The organism is Stenotrophomonas beteli (assembly GCF_001431665.1).
Lineage (GTDB): Bacteria > Pseudomonadota > Gammaproteobacteria > Xanthomonadales > Xanthomonadaceae > Stenotrophomonas > Stenotrophomonas beteli.
Genome location: NZ_LLXV01000067.1, coordinates 1 through 18,711, shown reverse-complemented (window position 1 = coordinate 18,711; position 18,711 = coordinate 1). Strand labels below are relative to the sequence as shown.

14 protein-coding genes are annotated in these 18,711 nt (G+C 67.4%); 9 read left to right on the top strand and 5 right to left on the bottom strand.

Annotated features, from left to right (window positions below; translation table 11 throughout):
- Window positions 1-318: 318 nt before the first annotated feature.
- The 5 genes from tsaB to ARC23_RS16985 form a co-directional block, all read right to left on the bottom strand.
- A complete protein-coding gene (tsaB, locus tag ARC23_RS17005) occupies window positions 319-1,032 on the bottom strand; it encodes a tRNA (adenosine(37)-N6)-threonylcarbamoyltransferase complex dimerization subunit type 1 TsaB (protein ID WP_057498287.1) in 714 nt (237 codons plus the stop codon).
- Between the two features lie 9 nt (window positions 1,033-1,041).
- Window positions 1,042-3,087, bottom strand: coding sequence for an ATP-dependent DNA helicase (locus ARC23_RS17000; RefSeq protein WP_057498288.1), 2,046 nt, complete (start codon window positions 3,085-3,087; stop codon window positions 1,042-1,044).
- A 544-nt stretch (window positions 3,088-3,631) separates the two neighbouring features.
- Window positions 3,632-4,840, bottom strand: coding sequence for an acetyl-CoA C-acyltransferase (locus tag ARC23_RS16995; RefSeq protein ID WP_005409292.1), 1,209 nt, complete (start codon window positions 4,838-4,840; stop codon window positions 3,632-3,634).
- 91 nt (window positions 4,841-4,931) lie between these two features.
- On the bottom strand, window positions 4,932-7,304 hold the full coding sequence (locus ARC23_RS16990; RefSeq protein WP_057498286.1) for a 3-hydroxyacyl-CoA dehydrogenase/enoyl-CoA hydratase family protein: 2,373 nt from the start codon (window positions 7,302-7,304) through the stop codon (window positions 4,932-4,934).
- A 53-nt stretch (window positions 7,305-7,357) separates the two neighbouring features.
- On the bottom strand, window positions 7,358-8,011 hold the full coding sequence (locus ARC23_RS16985; protein WP_057498285.1) for a TetR/AcrR family transcriptional regulator: 654 nt from the start codon (window positions 8,009-8,011) through the stop codon (window positions 7,358-7,360).
- 361 nt (window positions 8,012-8,372) lie between these two features.
- Here ARC23_RS16985 and ndk point away from each other — a divergent pair, with 361 nt between their 5' ends.
- The 9 genes from ndk to ARC23_RS16940 all read left to right on the top strand — a co-directional run bounded on the left by ndk (window position 8,373) and on the right by ARC23_RS16940 (window position 18,430).
- Complete coding sequence (ndk, locus tag ARC23_RS16980) at window positions 8,373-8,798, top strand: nucleoside-diphosphate kinase (RefSeq protein ID WP_005409295.1); 426 nt, start codon at window positions 8,373-8,375, stop codon at window positions 8,796-8,798.
- Between the two features lie 10 nt (window positions 8,799-8,808).
- Window positions 8,809-10,014, top strand: coding sequence for a dual-specificity RNA methyltransferase RlmN (gene rlmN, locus ARC23_RS16975; protein ID WP_057498284.1), 1,206 nt, complete (start codon window positions 8,809-8,811; stop codon window positions 10,012-10,014).
- Window positions 10,001-10,786: a type IV pilus biogenesis/stability protein PilW gene (gene pilW / locus ARC23_RS16970; protein WP_057498283.1), complete on the top strand. Its 786-nt coding sequence runs from the start codon at window positions 10,001-10,003 to the stop codon at window positions 10,784-10,786. The genes rlmN and pilW overlap by 14 nt, the downstream gene beginning before the upstream one ends.
- Window positions 10,787-10,804: 18 nt before the next feature.
- Window positions 10,805-11,677, top strand: coding sequence for a helix-turn-helix domain-containing protein (locus ARC23_RS16965; protein WP_057498282.1), 873 nt, complete (start codon window positions 10,805-10,807; stop codon window positions 11,675-11,677).
- A gap of 65 nt (window positions 11,678-11,742) precedes the next feature.
- Entirely contained in the window at window positions 11,743-12,381 is a 639-nt protein-coding gene (locus ARC23_RS16960) for a YfgM family protein (protein WP_057498281.1), read from the top strand.
- The gene (gene bamB, locus ARC23_RS16955; protein WP_057498280.1) at window positions 12,381-13,589 is read left to right on the top strand and encodes an outer membrane protein assembly factor BamB; all 1,209 of its coding nucleotides are present in this window, start codon (window positions 12,381-12,383) and stop codon (window positions 13,587-13,589) included. Before ARC23_RS16960 ends, bamB begins: the two co-directional genes overlap by 1 nt.
- A gap of 18 nt (window positions 13,590-13,607) precedes the next feature.
- The gene (der, locus tag ARC23_RS16950; protein WP_005413118.1) at window positions 13,608-15,005 is read left to right on the top strand and encodes a ribosome biogenesis GTPase Der; all 1,398 of its coding nucleotides are present in this window, start codon (window positions 13,608-13,610) and stop codon (window positions 15,003-15,005) included.
- Window positions 15,006-15,154: 149 nt separating this feature from the next.
- Window positions 15,155-16,291 (top strand): molybdopterin-synthase adenylyltransferase MoeB, encoded by a 1,137-nt coding sequence (gene moeB / locus ARC23_RS16945; RefSeq protein WP_057498279.1) that lies wholly within the window; start codon window positions 15,155-15,157, stop codon window positions 16,289-16,291.
- Window positions 16,292-16,597: 306 nt separating this feature from the next.
- Window positions 16,598-18,430: a monovalent cation:proton antiporter-2 (CPA2) family protein gene (locus ARC23_RS16940; protein ID WP_057498278.1), complete on the top strand. Its 1,833-nt coding sequence runs from the start codon at window positions 16,598-16,600 to the stop codon at window positions 18,428-18,430.
- The last annotated feature ends 281 nt before the right edge of the window (window positions 18,431-18,711 follow it).

Sequence of the window (18,711 nt, the reverse complement as noted above, 5' to 3'; positions counted from 1 at the left end):
ACCTTCGACAGATCTCCTCGGCTGTTTTGGTAGGTGTCGACCTTGGTCGACACATCTGTCAGACATCGAAATGATTCTTGGTTCGGATCCGTTTTCCTTCGGAAAACGGATCCGACCCCACGGTCGTTCCAACAGACCACAGGAAACTTTCGAAGGCCGGGCGGGTGGGCTGCGCGGGGGCGTGAGCCGCATGGATGCGGCGACCGAGCTTACAGGGACGTACTTGCAGCGCCCCCTGCGCAGCCCACCCGCCCGGCCAAACCACGGCTGTTGCAGTCGACTAACAGTCGACTCTACCGATCCTCGGCCACGAGGGGCTCAGCCGTTGGCCTTCGCCTTCGCCTCGCGCGCGGCCTGCTGCTCGACCAGGGTCAGCGCCACGTTGTCGCGCAGGTACGCCGGCTCGACCCTCTCCGGTGCGATGGCCTCGCCACGAGCGAACGCCGGCACCGCCAGCGCCAGCACATCCGATGCACGTGGCAGCGCCGTGGCGTCAAAACCACGCAGACCATCACCCAGCTGCGCCACCAGCGCGCCCTCGGCCGCGCCGAAACCGGTACCGACGCCGTAGGCCGACAACCCGTCTGGCAGCGCCACCGCAGCCGGTGCGCACACCCGCTCGGCATCGCGCGCCACCGGCAGGCCGTCCACGCGTTCGAAGCGAGCGACGTACAGTTCGCCCATCCGCGCGTCGATCGCCGACAGGATCTGCATTTCTTCAGCCGGTGCCCGCAACGCCAACGCCTGCAGCGTCGAGACCGGCAGCAGTGGCCGGTCCAGCGCCAGTGCGATGCCCTGCGCAATGGCAATGGCCAGGCGCACGCCGGTGAAAGCGCCCGGACCACGGCTGAGCGCGATGCCGTCAAGCTGGCGGCGGCTGATGCCGGCTTCGGCCAGCAGCGCCTCGGCCCACGGCAGGCTCAGTTCGGCGTGCCGGCGCGGTGCGATCTCGAAACGTTCCAGCACCTGCCCATCGACATGCAGGGCAACGGAACAGGCTTCGGTGGCGGTTTCAAAGGCGAGCAGTTTCATCGGATCAGGTCAGAACAGGGGGAACGTGGCACCGGGCGCCGGGTCCGGGCCCGCCGCAGCGGCGGCCGGAACGGCATCATCGGCCACCGGTGCCCATTGTGGCGCAAAGAAGGCCTGCACATCGGCCAGAGCGCGGGTGCGGCGGAACGGCGGCAGCGAATCGAGGAAGACCCGGCCGTAGCCGCGGTTGAGCAGGCGCGGGTCGCACAGCACCAGCACGCCGCGGTCACTCTCGCTGCGGATCAGGCGGCCGACGCCCTGTTTCAGGGCGATCACCGCCTGCGGCAGCTGTTCGTCGCGGAACGGATTGCCGCCCTGGCTGCGGATCGCCTCCAGCCGCGCCTCGTACACCGGGTCGTCCGGTGCCGCGAACGGCAGCTTGTCGATCATCACCACACTCAGCGCCTCGCCGACTACATCCACGCCCTCGCGGAAGCTGGCCGAGCCCAGCAGCACGCCATTGCCCGATTCGCGGAAGCGCTGCAGCAGGGTGGCACGCGGCGCCTCGCCCTGCACGAACAGGGGCCAGGGTCCATCACGCAACGCTTCGGCCGCTTCGCGCAGCGCACGGTGCGAGGCGAACAACAGGAACGCCCGGCCCTGCGAAGCCTGCAGGACCGGCCGCAAGGTCTGGATCAGCGCGGTACCGAAGCCGCGCGCGGCGGGATCGGGCAGGCCCTCGGGCAGGTAGCACAACGCCTGCCCAGGCCAGTTGAACGGGCTGGGCTGCACCAGCGTGTGCGGATCGTCCAGGCCCAGGCGCGTGGCGATATGGTCGAAACCACCACCGACGGTCAGCGTCGCCGAGGTGAATATCCACGCAGCGCGGCTGCGCTCGCGATGCTCGCGCAAGGGGCCGGATACATCCATCGGCGTGCGCTGGCAGCGGAAACCACGTGGCGTCAGCTCGTACCAGAGCACATCGGCCGCACTGGCCACGTCGGCCGGATCGGCGTCGAAATCCAGGGCGGGCTCATCATCACCCAACCAGCGCCCGAGCCGGGACACCGCCTCGCGCGCACGCGCATGGCAGGCATCGAGCCCGGCGGCAGCTTCGCGCAATGGCTGCAGCGCCTGTTCCAGCGCCAGCAGGCTGGCCATCACCGTATCGAAGCCTTCGCGCACCTGCGGCATCGCCAGCGCACGCCATTGCGTGCCCCGCGACGGCAGTCCCTCCATCGCCGAACGCAGCGCAAGCAGCGCCTGCTGCAGCCGATCGACCGGTTCCTGCAGAGCCGACTGCGCACCGCCGACGCCACGTGCCTCGGCCAGGCAATCGCGGCCCAGCTCCTGCCAGGGCCGCATGCCAAAGCCCTCGCCGAAGAACTGCGCGGCCAGCTCCGGCAACTGGTGCGCTTCATCGATGACGAAGGCCTGCGCCCCCGGCAGCAACTCGCCGAAACCGTCCTGCTTCAACGCCAGATCGGCCAGCAGCAGATGATGGTTGACCACCACCACGTCGGCAGCCTGCGCACGTTGGCGGGCGCGCACCACGAAGCAGTCGTCCCAGAACGGGCAGTCGGTGCCCAGGCAGTTGTCGACGGTGGAGGTGACCATCGGCAGCAGTGGCGAATCATCGGCCAGCCCGTCCAGCTCAGCGATGTCGCCAAACTCCGAGCGCCCGGACCAGGCCAGGATGCGCTGGAACTGCGCGGCCTGTTCGGGGCTGGAGAAGCGCGGTTCGCCGCGCGCCTGCTGCAGGCGATAACGGCACAGGTAGTTCGCGCGCCCTTTCAGCAGGGCACTGCGCAGGCCGACCCCCAGTGCCTGCCGGACGCGCGGCAGATCGCGGTGGTAGAGCTGGTCCTGCAGCGCGCGGGTTCCGGTGGAGATGATGGTACGCAGGCCGGACAGCAGCACCGGCACCAGGTAGGCGAAGGTCTTGCCGGTGCCGGTACCGGCCTCGGCCAGCAGCAGGTCACGCTGCTGCAATGCCTCGGCGATGGACTCGGTCAGGCGCAGCTGTGCCGGACGCGGGACGAAGGCATCCAGGTGCGAGGCGAGCGCGCCGCCGTCGCTGAGGGCTTCGCGGCTGGCATGGACAAGGTCGGACATCAGAGGGAAAGGATACCCGGCCGGGCGCTGCCCGGCACCCGTTTCAAGCCGGAGCACAAGCAACAGCAACAGCAACAGCGTGGTTCATGGCTCTGGGTTGCTGCGTGTTTGGCGGGGCGGGAGGGGCAGGCAGGACACGCCGTAAACCCGTCCATGGGGGCTCGATGGCGCCATCCATGGCGCCAACGGTCCTGCAACGGCCCACCCGTCCCGCCTGTCAGGTTTCGTGCGGGCGCGGACGGGAAGGGCGGAATCAAGGGCAGAAGCAAAAGCAAAAAGGCAGCCACTGGCTGCCTTTTTCGTGGGTTGGGGTCAGATCCCTTTGCGCAGCAAAGGGCTCTGACCCCAGCTTTTGATCGTGCCTTTGCTCACCCCTCCGCCGCGCGGAATGATGGATGGCACGGGTGGGTGAGGCTGCCCGGGACTGTCAGCGGCTTGGATGCCGCTGCCAAGCCCCCAGGGATGGGTTTACGGCGTGTCCCGGGCAGCCTCACCCACCCGGGCTCCACAGCCAACCATCAATCCGCCGGCAACGCTCTGAACCTTACAGCGCCTCGAAAATACCCGCCGCGCCCATGCCGGTGCCGATGCACATCGTCACCATGCCGTACTTCTGCTGGCGACGACGCAGGCCGTGCAGCAGGGTCGCGGTACGGATCGCGCCGGTTGCACCCAGCGGGTGGCCCAGGGCGATCGCGCCGCCCAGCGGGTTGACCTTGCTCGGGTCCAGGCCGCAATCGCGGATCACCGCCAGCGACTGCGCGGCGAACGCTTCGTTCAGTTCAATCCAGTCCAGCTGGTCCTGGGTCAGGCCGGCCTGCTTCAAGGCCTTCGGGATCGCGGCGATCGGGCCGATGCCCATCACTTCCGGGCGCACGCCGGCCACCGAGAAGCTGACGAAACGGGCCAGCGGGGTCAGGCCGTAATCCTTGATCGCCTGCTCCGAGGCCAGCAGCACGGCGCCCGCGCCATCGCTCATCTGCGACGAGTTGCCGGCGGTGACGGTGCCGCCGAACTGGCCGTTGCGGAACACCGGGCGCAGCTTGGCCAGGCCTTCGGCCGAGGAATCCGGGCGCGGGCCTTCATCGGTGTCGGCGATCTTGTTGCGGGTAATGATGCGCTGGCCGTCGGCCAGGTCCGGCAGGTGCGAGACGATCTCGTACGGGCTGATCTCGTCCTTGAACTCGCCGTTCTGGATCGCGGCCATGGCCTTCTGGTGCGAGGCGAGGGCGAACGCGTCCTGGTCTTCGCGCGAGACCTTCCACTCTTCGGCGACCTTCTCGGCGGTGATGCCCATGCCGTAGGCGATGGCGACGTGGTCGTTGTCGAACACGCTCGGCGCCATGGCAATCTTGTTGCCCATCATCGGCACCATCGACATCGACTCTGTGCCGCCGGCCAGCATCAGGTCGGCGTTGCCCAGGCGGATTGCGTCGGCGGCCTGCGCCACGGCTTGCAGGCCGGAGGAGCAGAAGCGGTTCACGGTCTGCGCGGCGATGGTGTTGGGCAGGCCGGCCAGCAGCACGCCGATGCGCGCCACGTTCATGCCCTGCTCGGCTTCCGGCATGGCACAGCCGATGATCGCGTCATCGATGCGGTTGACGTCCACGCCCGGGGCCTGCGCGACGACGCTGCGCAGCACGTGCGCAAGCATGTCGTCGGGGCGGGTGTTGCGGAACATGCCCTTGGGCGCCTTGCCGACCGGGGTACGGGTGGCGGCGACGATGTAGGCGTCCTGGATTTGCTTGGTCATTGCAGTGATCTCTTGAATAGGTTTTGTAGAGTCGAGCCATGCTCGACTGCCACAGCAGGTGGTGCCGGCCGCAGCCGGCACCCGCCATCAATCAATTACGCAGCGGCTTGCCGGTCTTGAGCATGTGCGCGATGCGGGCCTGGGTCTTTTCCTGCTGGGCCAGTTCAACGAAATGCTTGCGCTCCAGGGTCAGCAGCCACTCTTCGTCCACCAGGGTGCCGCGGTCGACCTTGCCGCCGCACAGCACGGTGGCGATGCGCTCGGCGATCTCGTAGTCGTACGGGCTGATGAAACGGCCTTCCAGCATATTGACCAGCATCATCTTGAAGGTGGCGATACCCACGTCGCCGGCCACCTGGATGCGGCGTGCCGGCAGCGGCGGACGATAGCCCGCTTCGGCCAGCGCGCGCGCTTCGGCCTTGGCGATGTGCAGGGCCTCGTAGCTGTTGAACACCACCTTGTCGGTGCTGCGCAGCAGGCCCAGTTCCTTGGCGTTGACCGCCGAGTTGGAGACCTTGGCCATCGCCACCGTCTCGAAGGTCTTCTTCAGTTCGGCGAACACGTCACCGCCCGGGCCCGCGGCCTGCGAGGCGCGCACGGCCAGTTCCTTCAGGCCACCGCCTGCCGGCAGCAGGCCGACGCCGGCCTCGACCAGGCCGATGTAGCTTTCCAGGAAGGCCACGGTCTTGGCGCTGTGCATCTGGAACTCGCAGCCGCCACCCAGGGCCAGGCCACGCACGGCGGCCACCACCGGCACCAGCGAGTACTTGATGCGCTGGCTGGTGCGCTGGAAGTTGGCCACCATTTCTTCGAACTGGTCGACCTTGCCGGCCTGCAGCAGGCCCAGCGCGCCGGCCAGGTCAGCACCGGCGGAGAAGGGCTCCTTCTGCTGCCAGATGACCAGGCCCTGGAAGTCCTTCTCGGCGCGGCTGACGCATTCCTGCAGGCCGTCCAGCACCTGGTCGGACACGGTGTTCATCTTGGTCTTGAAGCTGACCACGGCGATGCCATCACCGTCGTGCCACATGCGCAGGCCGTCGTTCTCGAACACGGTCTCGCCCGGCGCGAACTTCTCGCCCAGCAGCGGATCCGGGAAACGCTGGCGCTGGTACACCGGCAGCGACGAGCGCGGCAGCTTGGCGTTGCGCGACGGGCTGTAGCTGCCTTCGGCGGCGTGCACGCCATCGCGGCCATCGAACACCCAGTCCGGCAGCGGGGCGTTGCTCATGCTCTTGCCGGCCACGATGTCATCGGCGATCCACTGCGCGACCTGCTTCCAGCCGGCGGCCTGCCAGGTTTCGAACGGGCCCAGCGACCAGCCGTAGCCCCAGCGGATGGCCAGGTCGACGTCGCGCGCGGTCTCGGCGATGTCGGCCAGGTGGTAGGCGCTGTAGTGGAACAGGTCGCGGAAGGTCGCCCACAGGAACTGCGCCTGCGGGTGCTGGCTCTCGCGCAGCTTGGCAAACTTCTCGGCCGGGTTTTTGATCTTCAGGATCTCGACCACTTCCGGCGCGGCAGCGCGATCAGCCGGACGGTAGTCCTGCTTCTCCAGATCGAGGACGACGATGTCCTTGCCGACCTTGCGGAAGATGCCGGCGCCGGTCTTCTGGCCCAGCGCGCCCTTGGCGATCAGCGCGTCCAGCCACTTCGGCGACTTGAAGAATTCATGCCACGGGTCATTCGGCAGGGTGTCGCCCATGGTCTTGATGACGTGCGCCATGGTGTCCAGGCCGACCACGTCGGAGGTGCGGTAGGTGGCCGACTTCGGGCGGCCGACCAGCGGGCCGGTCAGGCCGTCCACTTCATCGAAGCCCAGGCCGAACTGCTGGGTGTGGTGGATGGTGGACAGGATCGAGAACACGCCGATGCGGTTGCCGATGAAGTTCGGGGTGTCCTTGGCGTACACCACGCCCTTGCCCAGGGTGGTGACCAGGAATGCTTCCAGGCCTTCCAGCACCGCCTTGTCGGTGGTGGTGGCCGGAATCAGTTCGGCCAGGTGCATGTAACGCGGCGGGTTGAAGAAGTGCACGCCACAGAAGCGATGGCGCAGCTGCTCGGGCAGCACGTCGGCCAGCTTGTTGATGCCCAGGCCCGAGGTGTTGGAGGCCAGCACCGCGTGGTCGGCTACGAACGGCGCGATCTTCTTGTACAGGTCCTGCTTCCAGTCCATGCGCTCGGCAATGGCCTCGATGATCAGGTCGCAGTCCTTCAGCTGTTCCAGGCTGGTTTCGTAATTGCCCGGGGTGATGGCTTCAGCCAGCGACTTGCTGGCCAGCGGCGCCGGGCTCAGCTTGCCCAGGTTGGCGATCGCCTTCAGCACGATGCCATCGGCCGGACCTTCCTTGGCGGGCAGGTCGAACAGCACGGTGTCGACGCCCGCGTTGGTGAGGTGGGCGGCAATCTGGGCACCCATGACGCCGGCACCCAGCACGGCGGCGCGGCGGACTAGCAGGGAATTGGACATGGTGTAGGGCCTTTGTTGGTCAGCAGTTACGGGGTGGGTCGCACCCGATGGAATCAAGGGGAAGCGGGCAGGGCGCTGGCGCGTGCGGCGGCGCGGAACCCGGCTTCGGCGAAATGGATCAGTTCGTGGGCGGCATGGGCACGATGCGCCGCTTCGGTGACACCGGCGGGACGCTTGATCAGCCCGAAGTCGGCCATCGCATAGGTCAGCGAGCCGGCCAGGAAGTCCAGGCGCCAGTACAGCTCTTCCTTGCTCAGCTCGGGAATGCACTCGCCGATGGCCTTGCCGAACGCACGCAGCACATGGCCGTAGTGGTCGGACAGGAACTTGCGCAGGTTGTCGTTCTTCTCGGCGTAGGCGCGGGCGATCACGCGCACGAAGGCGCCGCCGTTCTGGCGGTCCTGGGCCAGCGCCAGCGCCGGTTCGACGAAGGCGGCCAGCACCGGGCGCAACTGCCCAGGGTGCTCTGCCCGGGCGCGCTCGAGCTGCGACAGGCGCGCGCCGGTCATCTCGTCCATGCGGCGGCGGAACACCTCGTTGACCAGGTTTTCCTTGGAGCCGAAGTGGTAGTTGACCGCCGCGATGTTGACGTCGGCCTGGCTGGTGACCTGGCGCAGCGACGTGCCGGCGAAGCCGTGCTGGGCGAACAGCTCCTCGGCCGCGCCGAGGATCCGGTCCTTGGTCGAGAAGTGTGCGGGCTTGGCCATCGGTGGGCGGACCTTAATCAAACGATTGTTTGATACTAGAACCAGACGGTAGCGTATGGCATTTTGCAGTGCAGCAAAAATGGCTCGGGCGGTCAGAATCCGCTCAGCTGGGTGAATGGGGTAGGGGTCGGATCCCCGCAGGGGCTCAGACCCCGACGCTGGGCCCGGAATGGGGTCAGAGCCCCTGCGGGGATCCGACCCCTGCCGTGAGGGTTTGCCGGCCAGCGGCGGGCACTACCATGCTGCGGCTTTATCTTTTACAATTCGCCTACGTTTATCAGGCTAAGCCCGCGTCCCGACGCGGGTTTTTTTCATGTTACCCTTCGGGCCATCAGCGGCCCGATTCCATTGGAGACATCCCATGGCGCTGGAGCGCACCCTTTCGATCATCAAGCCGGACGCCGTTGCCAAGAACGTCATCGGCGAAATCTACGCCCGCTTCGAGAAGGCCGGCCTGAAGGTCGTGGCCGCCAAGTACAAGCAGCTGTCGCGCCGTGAAGCCGAAGGCTTCTACGCCGTGCACCGCGAGCGTCCGTTCTTCAACGCGCTGGTCGAGTTCATGATCTCCGGCCCGGTGATGATCCAGGCCCTGGAGGGCGAGAACGCCGTCCTGGCCCACCGCGACCTGCTGGGCGCCACCAACCCGAAGGAAGCCGCGCCGGGCACCATCCGCGCCGACTTCGCCGAATCCATCGATGCCAACGCCGCCCACGGCTCGGACTCGGTCGAGAATGCCGCGATTGAAATCGCCTACTTCTTCGCCGCCACCGAAGTCGTTTCGCGCTGAGAGTAATGCCGTGAACGAGGTCGTACAGTCCCCCGCCATCCAGCCGCTGCCGAAGTCGGCACCCACGGCTGGCAAGCAGAACCTGCTCGGCCTCGATCGCGCGGGCCTGGAGAAGTTTTTCGTCGAGGTTCTCGGCGAAAAGAAGTTCCGTGCCCATCAGGTGATGAAGTGGATCCACCATCGCTACGTCACCGACTTCGATGAAATGACCGACCTCGGCAAGGTCCTGCGCGCCAAGCTGCAGGCCCATGCCGAGGTGCTGGTTCCCAACATCGTGTTCGACAAGCCCTCCGCCGACGGCACCCACAAGTGGCTGCTGGCGATGGGCGTGGATGGCAAGAACGCCATCGAGACCGTGTACATCCCGGACAAGACCCGCGGCACGCTGTGCGTGTCCTCGCAGGTCGGTTGCGGCCTGAACTGCACGTTCTGCTCCACCGCCACCCAGGGCTTCAACCGCAACCTGACCACCGCCGAGATCATCGGCCAGGTATGGGTCGCCGCACGCCACCTGGGCAACGTGCCGCACCAGATGCGCCGCCTCACCAACGTGGTGATGATGGGCATGGGCGAGCCGCTGATGAATTTCGACAACGTCGTGCGCGCCATGAGCGTGATGCGCGACGACCTGGGCTACGGCCTGGCCAACAAGCGCGTGACCCTGTCGACCTCCGGCCTGGTGCCGCAGATCGACCGCCTGTCTGCCGAGAGCGACGTGTCACTGGCGGTGTCGCTGCATGCGCCGAACGATGCGCTGCGCGAGACCCTGGTGCCGCTCAACAAGAAGTACCCGATCGCCGAGCTGATGGCCTCGTGCGCACGCTACCTGCGCGCCAACAAGCGCCGCGAATCGGTCACCTTCGAATACACCCTGATGAAGGGTGTCAACGACAAGCCCGAGCATGCCCGCGAGCTGGCCCGCCTGATGCGCCAGTTCGACAACGCGGTGCAGGCCAAGGATTCGGGCAAGGTCAACCTGATCCCGTTCAATCCGTTCCCGGGTACCCGCTACGAGCGTTCCGAGGAGGCCAACATCCGCGCCTTCCAGAAGATCCTGCTCGACAGCGACGTGCTGACCATGGTCCGCCGTACCCGTGGCGACGACATCGACGCCGCCTGTGGCCAGCTCAAGGGCCAGGTGATGGACCGCACCCGCCGCCAGGCCGAGTTCAACAAGACGCTGCAGGCGGGGAAGGGGAGCGATGCCGCGGCCTGACCGCCTCTGGCTGGTCCTGTTCGCAGGCACGCTGGCCCTCGCGGTCGGCGGTTGCAAATCCCATCCCAAGGCCAGGCTCGGACCGAGCGAGGCACCGGTGTATTCGGTGCGTGACCCCGACGGGGTGCGCCGCCAGGTGCGCCTGAACGACCTGCTCACGCTGGCGGCCCGCGACATGCAGGTCGGCAACCTCGACGGTGCCGAGCGCAAGGCGCGCGAAGCAATGAAGCTGGCCCCGGGCGAGCCGGATGCGCTGGTGCTGCTGGCCGGCATCGATGAGCGCCGCGGTCGCACCGTGCAGGCCGGCGAGGGCTTCCGCCGGGCCGCCGAGCTGGCCCCGACCCGGGGTGACGTGCTCAACAACTATGGCGCCTGGCTGTGCCAGCAGGGGCGCCCGGCCGAATCGCTGGTGTGGTTCGACCGTGCGCTGCAGGCGCCGGGCTATGCCACGCCGGCCGAAGCCCAGGCCAACGCCGGCGGCTGTGCGCTGGATGCCGGCCAGTTCGAGCGTGCCGAACGCGACCTGCGGGCCGCGCTGGCGACGGTGCCCGGCAACCCGGTTGCGCTGGAAGCGATGGCGCAACTGAGCTTCCGCCAGGGCCGCTACATGGAGGCTCGCGCGTTTGCCGAGCGCCGTATGGCGGCTGCACCCGCAACGCGTTCCGTGTTACAACTTGCGTCTCAAATCGAAGCGCGGCTGGGCGATCGGGCGGCATCTGATCGCTATCTGCAGCGGATTCGACAGGAATTTCCGCAGGATGCGGGCTCCTAACTCCAGGGTTGATGCATTGTGATTGATGACCAGACTGTGAGCGCTCTCGAGACCGCGGCCGGCTGTGGCACCCGCCTTCGCCAGGCCCGTGAGGCGGCCGGACTGACCCTTGAAGACGTTGGCTCGCGCCTGCGCATGCCCGTCCAGGTGGTGAAGTCCCTGGAAGAAGAGCAATGGCAGAAGCTGGGGGCGCCGGTGTTCGTGCGCGGCCAGCTGCGCAGCTATGCGCGCCTGCTGAACGTGGATATCAGCCAGCTGCTCGAGCAGGCCCAGGTCGGGCCGGTGGTGCCGCCGACCCTGGTCAGCCATACCCATACGCCCCGCGCGCGCCGCATTGCCGAGAACCTGGGCCGGCGCATGCTGTATGTCGGCATCACCGCGGTGCTGGCGGTGCCGGTGTGGTTCGCCACCCGCGGCCATTTCGATGGCGGTGCCACCTCATCGCCGAGCACGGCGTCGCTGGATGCGATTCCGGCGGCGGTGCCGGTCGCTCCGTCGGCGGCGGGTGTCGAGCCTGCGGCCCCGGCCGATGCCGGCGGCGCGGCGGCCAGCAAGCCGGCGGCCACCCCGTACGTGGCCTCGCTGGCCCCGGTGCCGCGCCCGGCGCCGGCCCCGGCGGCGGCCGGCAATGCGCTGGAGATGCAGTTCAGCGGCGACAGCTGGGTCGATATCGGTGGCCCGGATGGCGCCACCGTCGAGAAGGCGCTGATCAGGTCCGGCGAGAGCCGCAGCTTCACGCCCGGCCAGGTGGCCCGGGTCACCCTGGGCAACGCCTCGGCGGTCCAGGTTCAGCAGAATGGCGCTATCGTCGATCTGACCCCCTACCAGCGAGCCAACGTGGCACGCTTTCAGGTATCCTCTGAAGGCTCCGTAGTCCCGGTTTCGCACTGAGGCGCGGTTTCACCACCTTCGATTAAACCCAATGGTCCCTCCCGATGGGCGGGGCGAGAGTACGCATGGCGATCGACGATCTGCTCGACGAGCACGAACAAAGTGAACGCGTCCGCAGCTGGCTGCGGAAGAATGGCGCCAGCATCCTCGGTGGCGTGGTCATCGCCATCGGTGCCATTGCCGGCTGGCAGTGGTACCAGAAGGATCAGGGCGGCAAGCTGGCCTCGGCCAACGTCGAGTACCAGAAGGCGCTCGAAGGCCTGCAGCAGAACAAGCTCGACGATGCCGCCAAGGCGGTCAAGGCGCTTGAGGCCGGCCCGTCCAGCATCTACGGCGACCTCGCGGCGCTGCAGCTGGCCAAGGCCCAGGTCGATGCCGGCAAGAACGAAGAAGCCCTGGCGACCCTGCGCGCGGTGAAGGTCGAAGGCGACCTGCAGCGCGTGGTCGACCAGCGCGTGGCGCGCCTGCTGGTGGCCACCGGCAAGAGCGACGAGGCGATCAAGCTGCTGGGCAGCGCCACCGACAGCAGCAGCCTGGAAATCCACGGCGATGCGCTGATGGCGCAGGGCAAGCGCGATGAGGCCCGTGCACAGTACGAGAAGGCGCTGAAGACGCTGGATGTGGCAGCGCCGCAGCGGCGCCTGCTGGAAACCAAGGTTATGGACGCCGGCGGCACCGTCGCCGCCCCTGCGGAGTCGGTTTGATGAGTCAGAAGGTCATGATCACCCGCGTCGCCACCGTGCTCCTGATGGGCATGGCCCTGACCGGCTGCAGCACCATGAAGGGCTGGTTCGCCGGCAAGGACGCGGCCGCGAAGAAGGCGCAGGAGCCGGCTGAGCTGGTCAAGTTCGAGCCGACCGTGAAGGTCAACAAGATCTGGTCGGTCAACCTGGGCAAGGGCGAACGCCGCATCGGCGTGCGTCAGGGCCCGGCGGTGGCCAACGGCCACGTGTTCGCTGCGGCGATCACCGGTGGCGTGCATGCCATCGACCTGGAAACCGGCAAGAAGGCCTGGACCTGGGAGCCGAAGAAGGAAAAGAAGAAGGCCAAGCTGCGCCTGTCCGGCGGCCCGGGCGTGGGTGAGAACCTGGTCGTGATCGGCACGCTTGACGGCCAGGTCATCGCCCTGGACATCAACGACGGCAGCGAGAAGTGGCGCGCCCGTGTCGCGGGTGAGGTCATTGCCGCACCGGCAGTGGCCCAGGGCCTGGTGTACGTGCGCAGCAACGATGGCCGCGTGACCGCCTTCGATGCCGGCAACGGCACCCAGAAGTGGTTCAACCCGAGCGAGCTGCCGGCGCTGACCGTGCGTGGCAACGCGCCGGTGGTGACCGGCCCGGGCGTGCTGTTCATCGGCAAGGACGAGGGTTCGGTTGCCGCCCTGGCCCAGCAGGATGGGCGTACCCTGTGGGAGCAGAACCTGGGCAACGGCGAAGGCCGTACCGAACTGGAGCGCATGGCCGACGTCGATGGCGCACCGGTGCTCGAGGGCAACACCCTGTATGTGAGCAGCTTCAAGAACCAGACCATGGCCATCGAAGGCCCGACCGGTCGCCCGCTGTGGGCGCGCGACCATGGCGGCGCCGGTGGCGTGGCGGTGTCGTCGGGCAATGTGTTCGTCACCGACAACAAGGGCGGCGTGTTCGGCCTGGACAAGGCCAGCGGCGCGGCCATGTGGTCGCAGACCGAGCTGGCGCGTCGTTCGCTGACCGGTCCGGCGCTGCAGGGTGACTACGTGGTGGTCGGCGACTACAAGGGATACGTGCACTGGCTGCGCACCTCCGATGGTGCCATGGCGGCACGGGCCAAGAGCGGTGGCGATGCCCTGCTGGCCCAGCCGGTCGTGGCGGACGGGGTGCTGCTGGTGCAGAACGTGGATGGCAAGCTGACCGCCTTCCGGTTGGCAAATTAAAAAATTGGAGTAATCGCGATGCTGCCTTTGGTCGCCCTGGTTGGACGGCCGAATGTCGGCAAGTCAACTATTTTCAATGCGCTTACGCGCACCCGTGACGCGCTGGTCCATGACCAGCCCGGCGTCACCCGTGACCGCAACTACGGCGTCTGCCGCCTCGACGAGGACAACCATTTCCTCGTCGTGGATACCGGCGGTATTGCCGGCGAAGACGAAGGCCTGGCAGGCGCCACCACGCGCCAGGCGCGGGCGGCTGCCGCCGAGGCCGATCTGATCCTGTTCGTCGTCGATGCCCGCGAGGGCACCTCGGCGCTGGACGATGAGATCCTGGCCTGGCTGCGCAAGCTGTCGCGTCCGACGCTGCTGCTGATCAACAAGATCGACGGCACCGACGAGGACAGCGTGCGTTCGGAGTTCGCCCGTTACGGCTTCGGCGAGATGCTGACCGTCTCGGCCGCGCATCGCCAGGGCCTGGACGACCTGCTGGACGAGGTGATCCAGCGCCTGCCGGAAGAAGGCAGCGGCGAAGAGCTGGACAACGATCCGAACCGCATCCGCATCGCCTTCGTCGGTCGCCCGAACGTGGGCAAGTCGACCCTGGTCAACCGCATCCTCGGCGAGGAGCGCATGATCGCCTCCGACGTGCCGGGCACCACCCGCGATTCGATCGCGGTGGATCTGGAGCGCGATGGCCGCGAATACCGCCTGATCGATACCGCCGGCCTGCGCCGTCGTTCGCGCGTGGACGAAGTCGTCGAGAAGTTCTCGGTGGTCAAGACCATGCAGTCGATCGAGCAGTGCCAGGTCGCCGTGCTGATGCTCGACGCCACCGAAGGCGTGACCGACCAGGACGCCACCGTGCTCGGTGCCGTGCTCGATGCCGGCCGCGCGCTGGTGATCGCCATCAACAAGTGGGATGGCCTGACCGAGTACCAGCGCGAGCAGGCCGAGACCATGCTGTCGCTGAAGCTGGGCTTCGTGCCGTGGGCCGAATCGGTGCGCATCTCGGCCAAGCACGGCTCGGGCCTGCGCGAGCTGTTCCGTGCGGTGCATCGCGCCCACGAATCGGCGAACAAGACCTTCACCACCAGCGAAGTGAACAAGGCGCTGGAAGTGGCCTACGAGACCAACCCGCCGCCGACCATCCGCGGCCACGTCTCCAAGCTGCGCTACGTGCACCCGGCCGGTTCCAACCCGCCGACCTTCATCGTGCACGGCACCCGCCTGAAGGAACTGCAGGAGTCGTACAAGCGTTATCTGGAGAACTTCTTCCGCAAGCGTTTCAAGCTGATCGGCACGCCGGTGAGCTTCATCTTCCGCGAGGGTACCAACCCGTACGAGGGCAAGAAGAACGTCCTCACCGAGCGGCAGGTCAAGGCCAAGCGGCGCTTGATGAAGCACGTCAAGGGCAAGTGATTCACGAGGGGGCGGCCGCAGGGCCGCCTTTTTCGTTGTGGGGAAATGGGATCTGACCCCGGGCCCGCTACGCGCGCCAGCCGAGCATGGGCTCGGCTCTACAGATTCTGGTCAAGGCGGCCTGCCGCCACGTGCGCGATAATGCGGCCATGAGCATCCAAGAGCTTTCCCCCGCGCAGGCACGCGAGCGCCTGGCCCATGGCGCGGTGCTGATCGATGTGCGCGAGGCGCACGAACGGGCCGGCGGGATGGCCGAGGGCGCGCGCGGCGTGGCCAAGGGCGAGCTGCAGGCCGACCCGGCCGCGCATCTGCCGCAGCGCGACCAGGAGATCCTGCTGATCTGCCAGAGCGGCAAGCGCTCGGCCGATGCCGCGCAGTGCCTGCTGGAGGCCGGCTACACCCGCGTCGCTTCCGTGACGGGTGGCACCGTGGCCTGGCGTGAGCAGTCTCTGCCCTTGGTGCAGCCGCTGGCCAGTGCTGCCGACCGCGATTTCTTCGATCGCTACTCGCGTCACCTGCTGCTGCCGCAGGTGGGCGAGGCTGGCCAGCGCCGGCTGCAACAGTCGCGCGTGCTGGTGCTGGGCGCCGGTGGGCTGGGCGCGCCGGCCGGTTTCTATCTGGCCGCCGCCGGGGTAGGGCACCTGCGTTTCGCCGACCACGATCGGGTGGAGCGCAGCAACCTGCACCGGCAGATCGTGCATACCGAAGCCAGCGTCGGCCAGCTCAAGGTCGATTCGGCGCGCGAGCGCCTGCTGGCGCTGAACCCGTCGATCAAGGTGGAAGCCGTTCCCGAGCGGGTCACCTCCGAGAACGTGGATGCGCTGCTGGCCGGGGTGGATGTGGTGCTGGATGGCTCGGACAACTTCCCGCTGCGTTACCTGCTCAACGACGCCTGCATCAAGCACGCCATGCCGCTGGTCTATGCCGCCATCGAGCGCTTTGACGGCCAGGTAAGCGTGTTTGACGCCGGCCGCCAGCGCGGCGTGGCGCCGTGCTACCGCTGCCTGTTCCCCGAGCCGCCGCCGCCGGAGTTCGCGCCGAACTGTTCCGAAGCCGGCGTGCTGGGCGTGCTGCCCGGGTTGGCCGGCGTGCTGCAGGCCACCGAGGTGCTGAAGCTGCTGTTGGGTATTGGCGAGCCGCTGGTTGGCCGGCTGCTGCGCTTCGATGCGCTGGGCATGCGTTTCCGCGAGACCGGCATCCGGCCGGACCCGCACTGCCCGGTGTGCTCGCCGGGCGTGCCGTTCCCGGGGTATATCGATTACGCCGCGTTCTGCCGGGGTGGGTGAGGCCGGCCGGGGAATGCCTTGGTAGATGCCGACCTTGGTCGGCGTTCTCGTGCCAACCAAGGTTGGCACCTACCGAAGGCGGGTGCACGGTTGGCACCTATCGAAGCGGGTGCATGGTTGGCATGTACAGAAGGCGGGGGCACGGTTGGCACCCATTGAGGCGCATACATGGTTTCGGGATGATGCTGGGGGTCTCTCCCGGCATCGTTCCACCTCCAAGACAATCCGGCGCAACATGCGTGCTATTGCCGTCATCGGCATTGCTCTATTGTTGAACCCGATTCTGGATCTTGGGGAACACACCGCATGGCGGTAGAAGCAGCGACCAGCGAGCTGGTCAAGGTCGTCGCCCTGCTGGGCGCGGCGGTGGTGATGGTGCCGTTGTTCCGCCGGGCCGGCCTGGGCTCGGTGCTGGGCTACTTCGCTGCCGGCCTCGCGATCGGACCGTTCGGCCTGGGCTGGTTCTCCGACCCGCAGGCGATCCTGCATACCGCCGAACTCGGCGTGGTGATGTTCCTGTTCGTGATCGGCCTGGAAATGCGGCCCTCGCACCTGTGGAGCCTGCGCAAGGAAATCTTCGGGCTGGGCACGCTGCAGATCGTCACCTGTGCGGTGGTGCTGACCAGCATCGCCAAGCTGTTCGGCCTGCCGTGGCAGGTGGCCTTCATCGGCGCCACCGGCTTCGTGCTCACCTCCACCGCGGTGGTGATGCAGTTGCTGGCCGAGCGCGGCGACATCGCGCTGCCGTCGGGGCAGAAGATCGTCTCCATCCTGCTGTTCGAAGACCTGCTGATCGTGCCGTTGCTGGCGCTGGTGGCCTGGATGGGCCCCAGCGCGGGCAGTGCCGATGGCGAAGGCTCGCGCTGGCTGTCGGTAGCAATCGGCGTCGGCGCCATCGTCGGTCTGGTGCTGGTCGGCCGCTTCCTGCTCAACCCGTTGTTCCGCGTGCTGGCCGAATCGAAGGCGCGCGAGGTGATGACTGCCGCCGCGCTGCTGGTGGTGCTGGGTGCGGCGCTGCTGATGCAGTTGTCCGGCCTGTCGATGGCGATGGGCGCGTTCCTGGCCGGCGTGCTGCTGAGCGAATCGACCTTCCGCCACCAGATCGAAGCGGACATCGAGCCGTTCCGCGGCATCCTGCTCGGCCTGTTCTTCCTCAGCGTGGGCATGGCGCTGGACCTGGGCGTGGTGGCTGGCAACTGGCAGCTGATCCTGGGCCTGGTGCTGGCGTTGATGGCGGCCAAGGCGCTGTGCATCTACGTGGTGGCGCGCATCATGGGCAGCGACCACGCGCAGGCGCTGGATCGCGGCGTGCTGATGGCGCAGGGCGGCGAGTTCGCCTTCGTGCTGTTCTCTGCCGCCGCATCGGCCGGCGTGATCAACCTGGAGATCAATGCCAACTTCACCGCCGTGGTGGTGCTGTCGATGGCGCTGACCCCGCTGGTGGTGCTGGTCTACAAGCGCATCGCGCCGAAGCCGACGGTGAACATGGACGGCGTGGACGAGGCCGAGGGCCTGTCCGGCAGCGTGCTGCTGATCGGCTTCGGCCGCTTCGGCCAGGTCGCCAGCCAGTCGCTGCTGGCGCGCGACGTGGACGTGACCATCATCGACAACGATGTGGAGATGATCCAGAGCGCCGCGCGCTTCGGTTTCAAGATCTATTACGGCGACGGTACGCGACTGGACGTGCTGCATGCCTCGGGCGCGGCCACCGCGCGTGCGATTGCCGTATGCGTGGACAAGGCGGAGGCCGCCGACCGCATCGTCGAACTGGTGGCGCACGAGTTCCCGCAGGCCAAGCTGATGGTGCGCTCGTTCGACCGCGAGCATTCGCTGCGGTTGATCCATGCCGGTGTCGATTTCCAGATCCGCGAGACGTTTGAATCGGCGGTGCTGTTCGGCCAGGCCGCGCTGGTGGAACTGGGTGCGGACGAGGACGACGCGGTGGAGATTGCCGAGCAGATCCGTCGCCGCGATGCCGAGCGCTTCGAGCTGGAGATTGCCGGGGGTGGCTTGAATGCCGACGCCAAGATGGTGTTCGGCAACGCCGGCCAGGGCGTGCCGACGCCGACGCCGTTCACCGCGCCGAAGCGGGCAAGCAAGACGTTGAACCCGCAGGACGTGCCGGAAGAGGAAGAGTAGAGCCGAGCCCATGCTCGGCTTGCTCTTCGGTCAGGTTGCGATAAAGCCGCGCTACGCGCGTGAGCCGAGCGTAGGCTCGGCTCTACAAGGACGGGTCGGTCGGCTGTAGAGCCGAGCCCATGCTCGGCTTGCTCTTCGGTCAGGTTGCGAAAAAGCCGCGCTGCGCGCGTGAGCCGAGCGTAGGCTCGGCTCTACAAGGGCGGGCCGGTCGGCTGTAGAGCCGAGCCCATGCTCGGCTTGCGCTTCGGTGAGGTTGCGATAAAGCCGCGCTGCGCGCGTGA

Excerpts from the sequence above, each read along its gene's own strand:
- tsaB (WP_057498287.1), bottom strand. The coding sequence starts at position 1,032 with ATGAAACTGCTCGCCTTTGAAACCGCCACCGAAGCCTGTTCCGTTGCC.
- ARC23_RS17000 (WP_057498288.1), bottom strand. The coding sequence starts at position 3,087 with ATGTCCGACCTTGTCCATGCCAGCCGCGAAGCCCTCAGCGACGGCGGC.
- ARC23_RS16995 (WP_005409292.1), bottom strand. The coding sequence starts at position 4,840 with ATGACCAAGCAAATCCAGGACGCCTACATCGTCGCCGCCACCCGTACC.
- ARC23_RS16990 (WP_057498286.1), bottom strand. The coding sequence starts at position 7,304 with ATGTCCAATTCCCTGCTAGTCCGCCGCGCCGCCGTGCTGGGTGCCGGC.
- ARC23_RS16985 (WP_057498285.1), bottom strand. The coding sequence starts at position 8,011 with ATGGCCAAGCCCGCACACTTCTCGACCAAGGACCGGATCCTCGGCGCG.
- ndk (WP_005409295.1), top strand. The coding sequence starts at position 8,373 with ATGGCGCTGGAGCGCACCCTTTCGATCATCAAGCCGGACGCCGTTGCC.
- pilW (WP_057498283.1), top strand. The coding sequence starts at position 10,001 with ATGCCGCGGCCTGACCGCCTCTGGCTGGTCCTGTTCGCAGGCACGCTG.
- ARC23_RS16960 (WP_057498281.1), top strand. The coding sequence starts at position 11,743 with ATGGCGATCGACGATCTGCTCGACGAGCACGAACAAAGTGAACGCGTC.
- bamB (WP_057498280.1), top strand. The coding sequence starts at position 12,381 with ATGAGTCAGAAGGTCATGATCACCCGCGTCGCCACCGTGCTCCTGATG.
- der (WP_005413118.1), top strand. The coding sequence starts at position 13,608 with ATGCTGCCTTTGGTCGCCCTGGTTGGACGGCCGAATGTCGGCAAGTCA.
- moeB (WP_057498279.1), top strand. The coding sequence starts at position 15,155 with ATGAGCATCCAAGAGCTTTCCCCCGCGCAGGCACGCGAGCGCCTGGCC.
- ARC23_RS16940 (WP_057498278.1), top strand. The coding sequence starts at position 16,598 with ATGGCGGTAGAAGCAGCGACCAGCGAGCTGGTCAAGGTCGTCGCCCTG.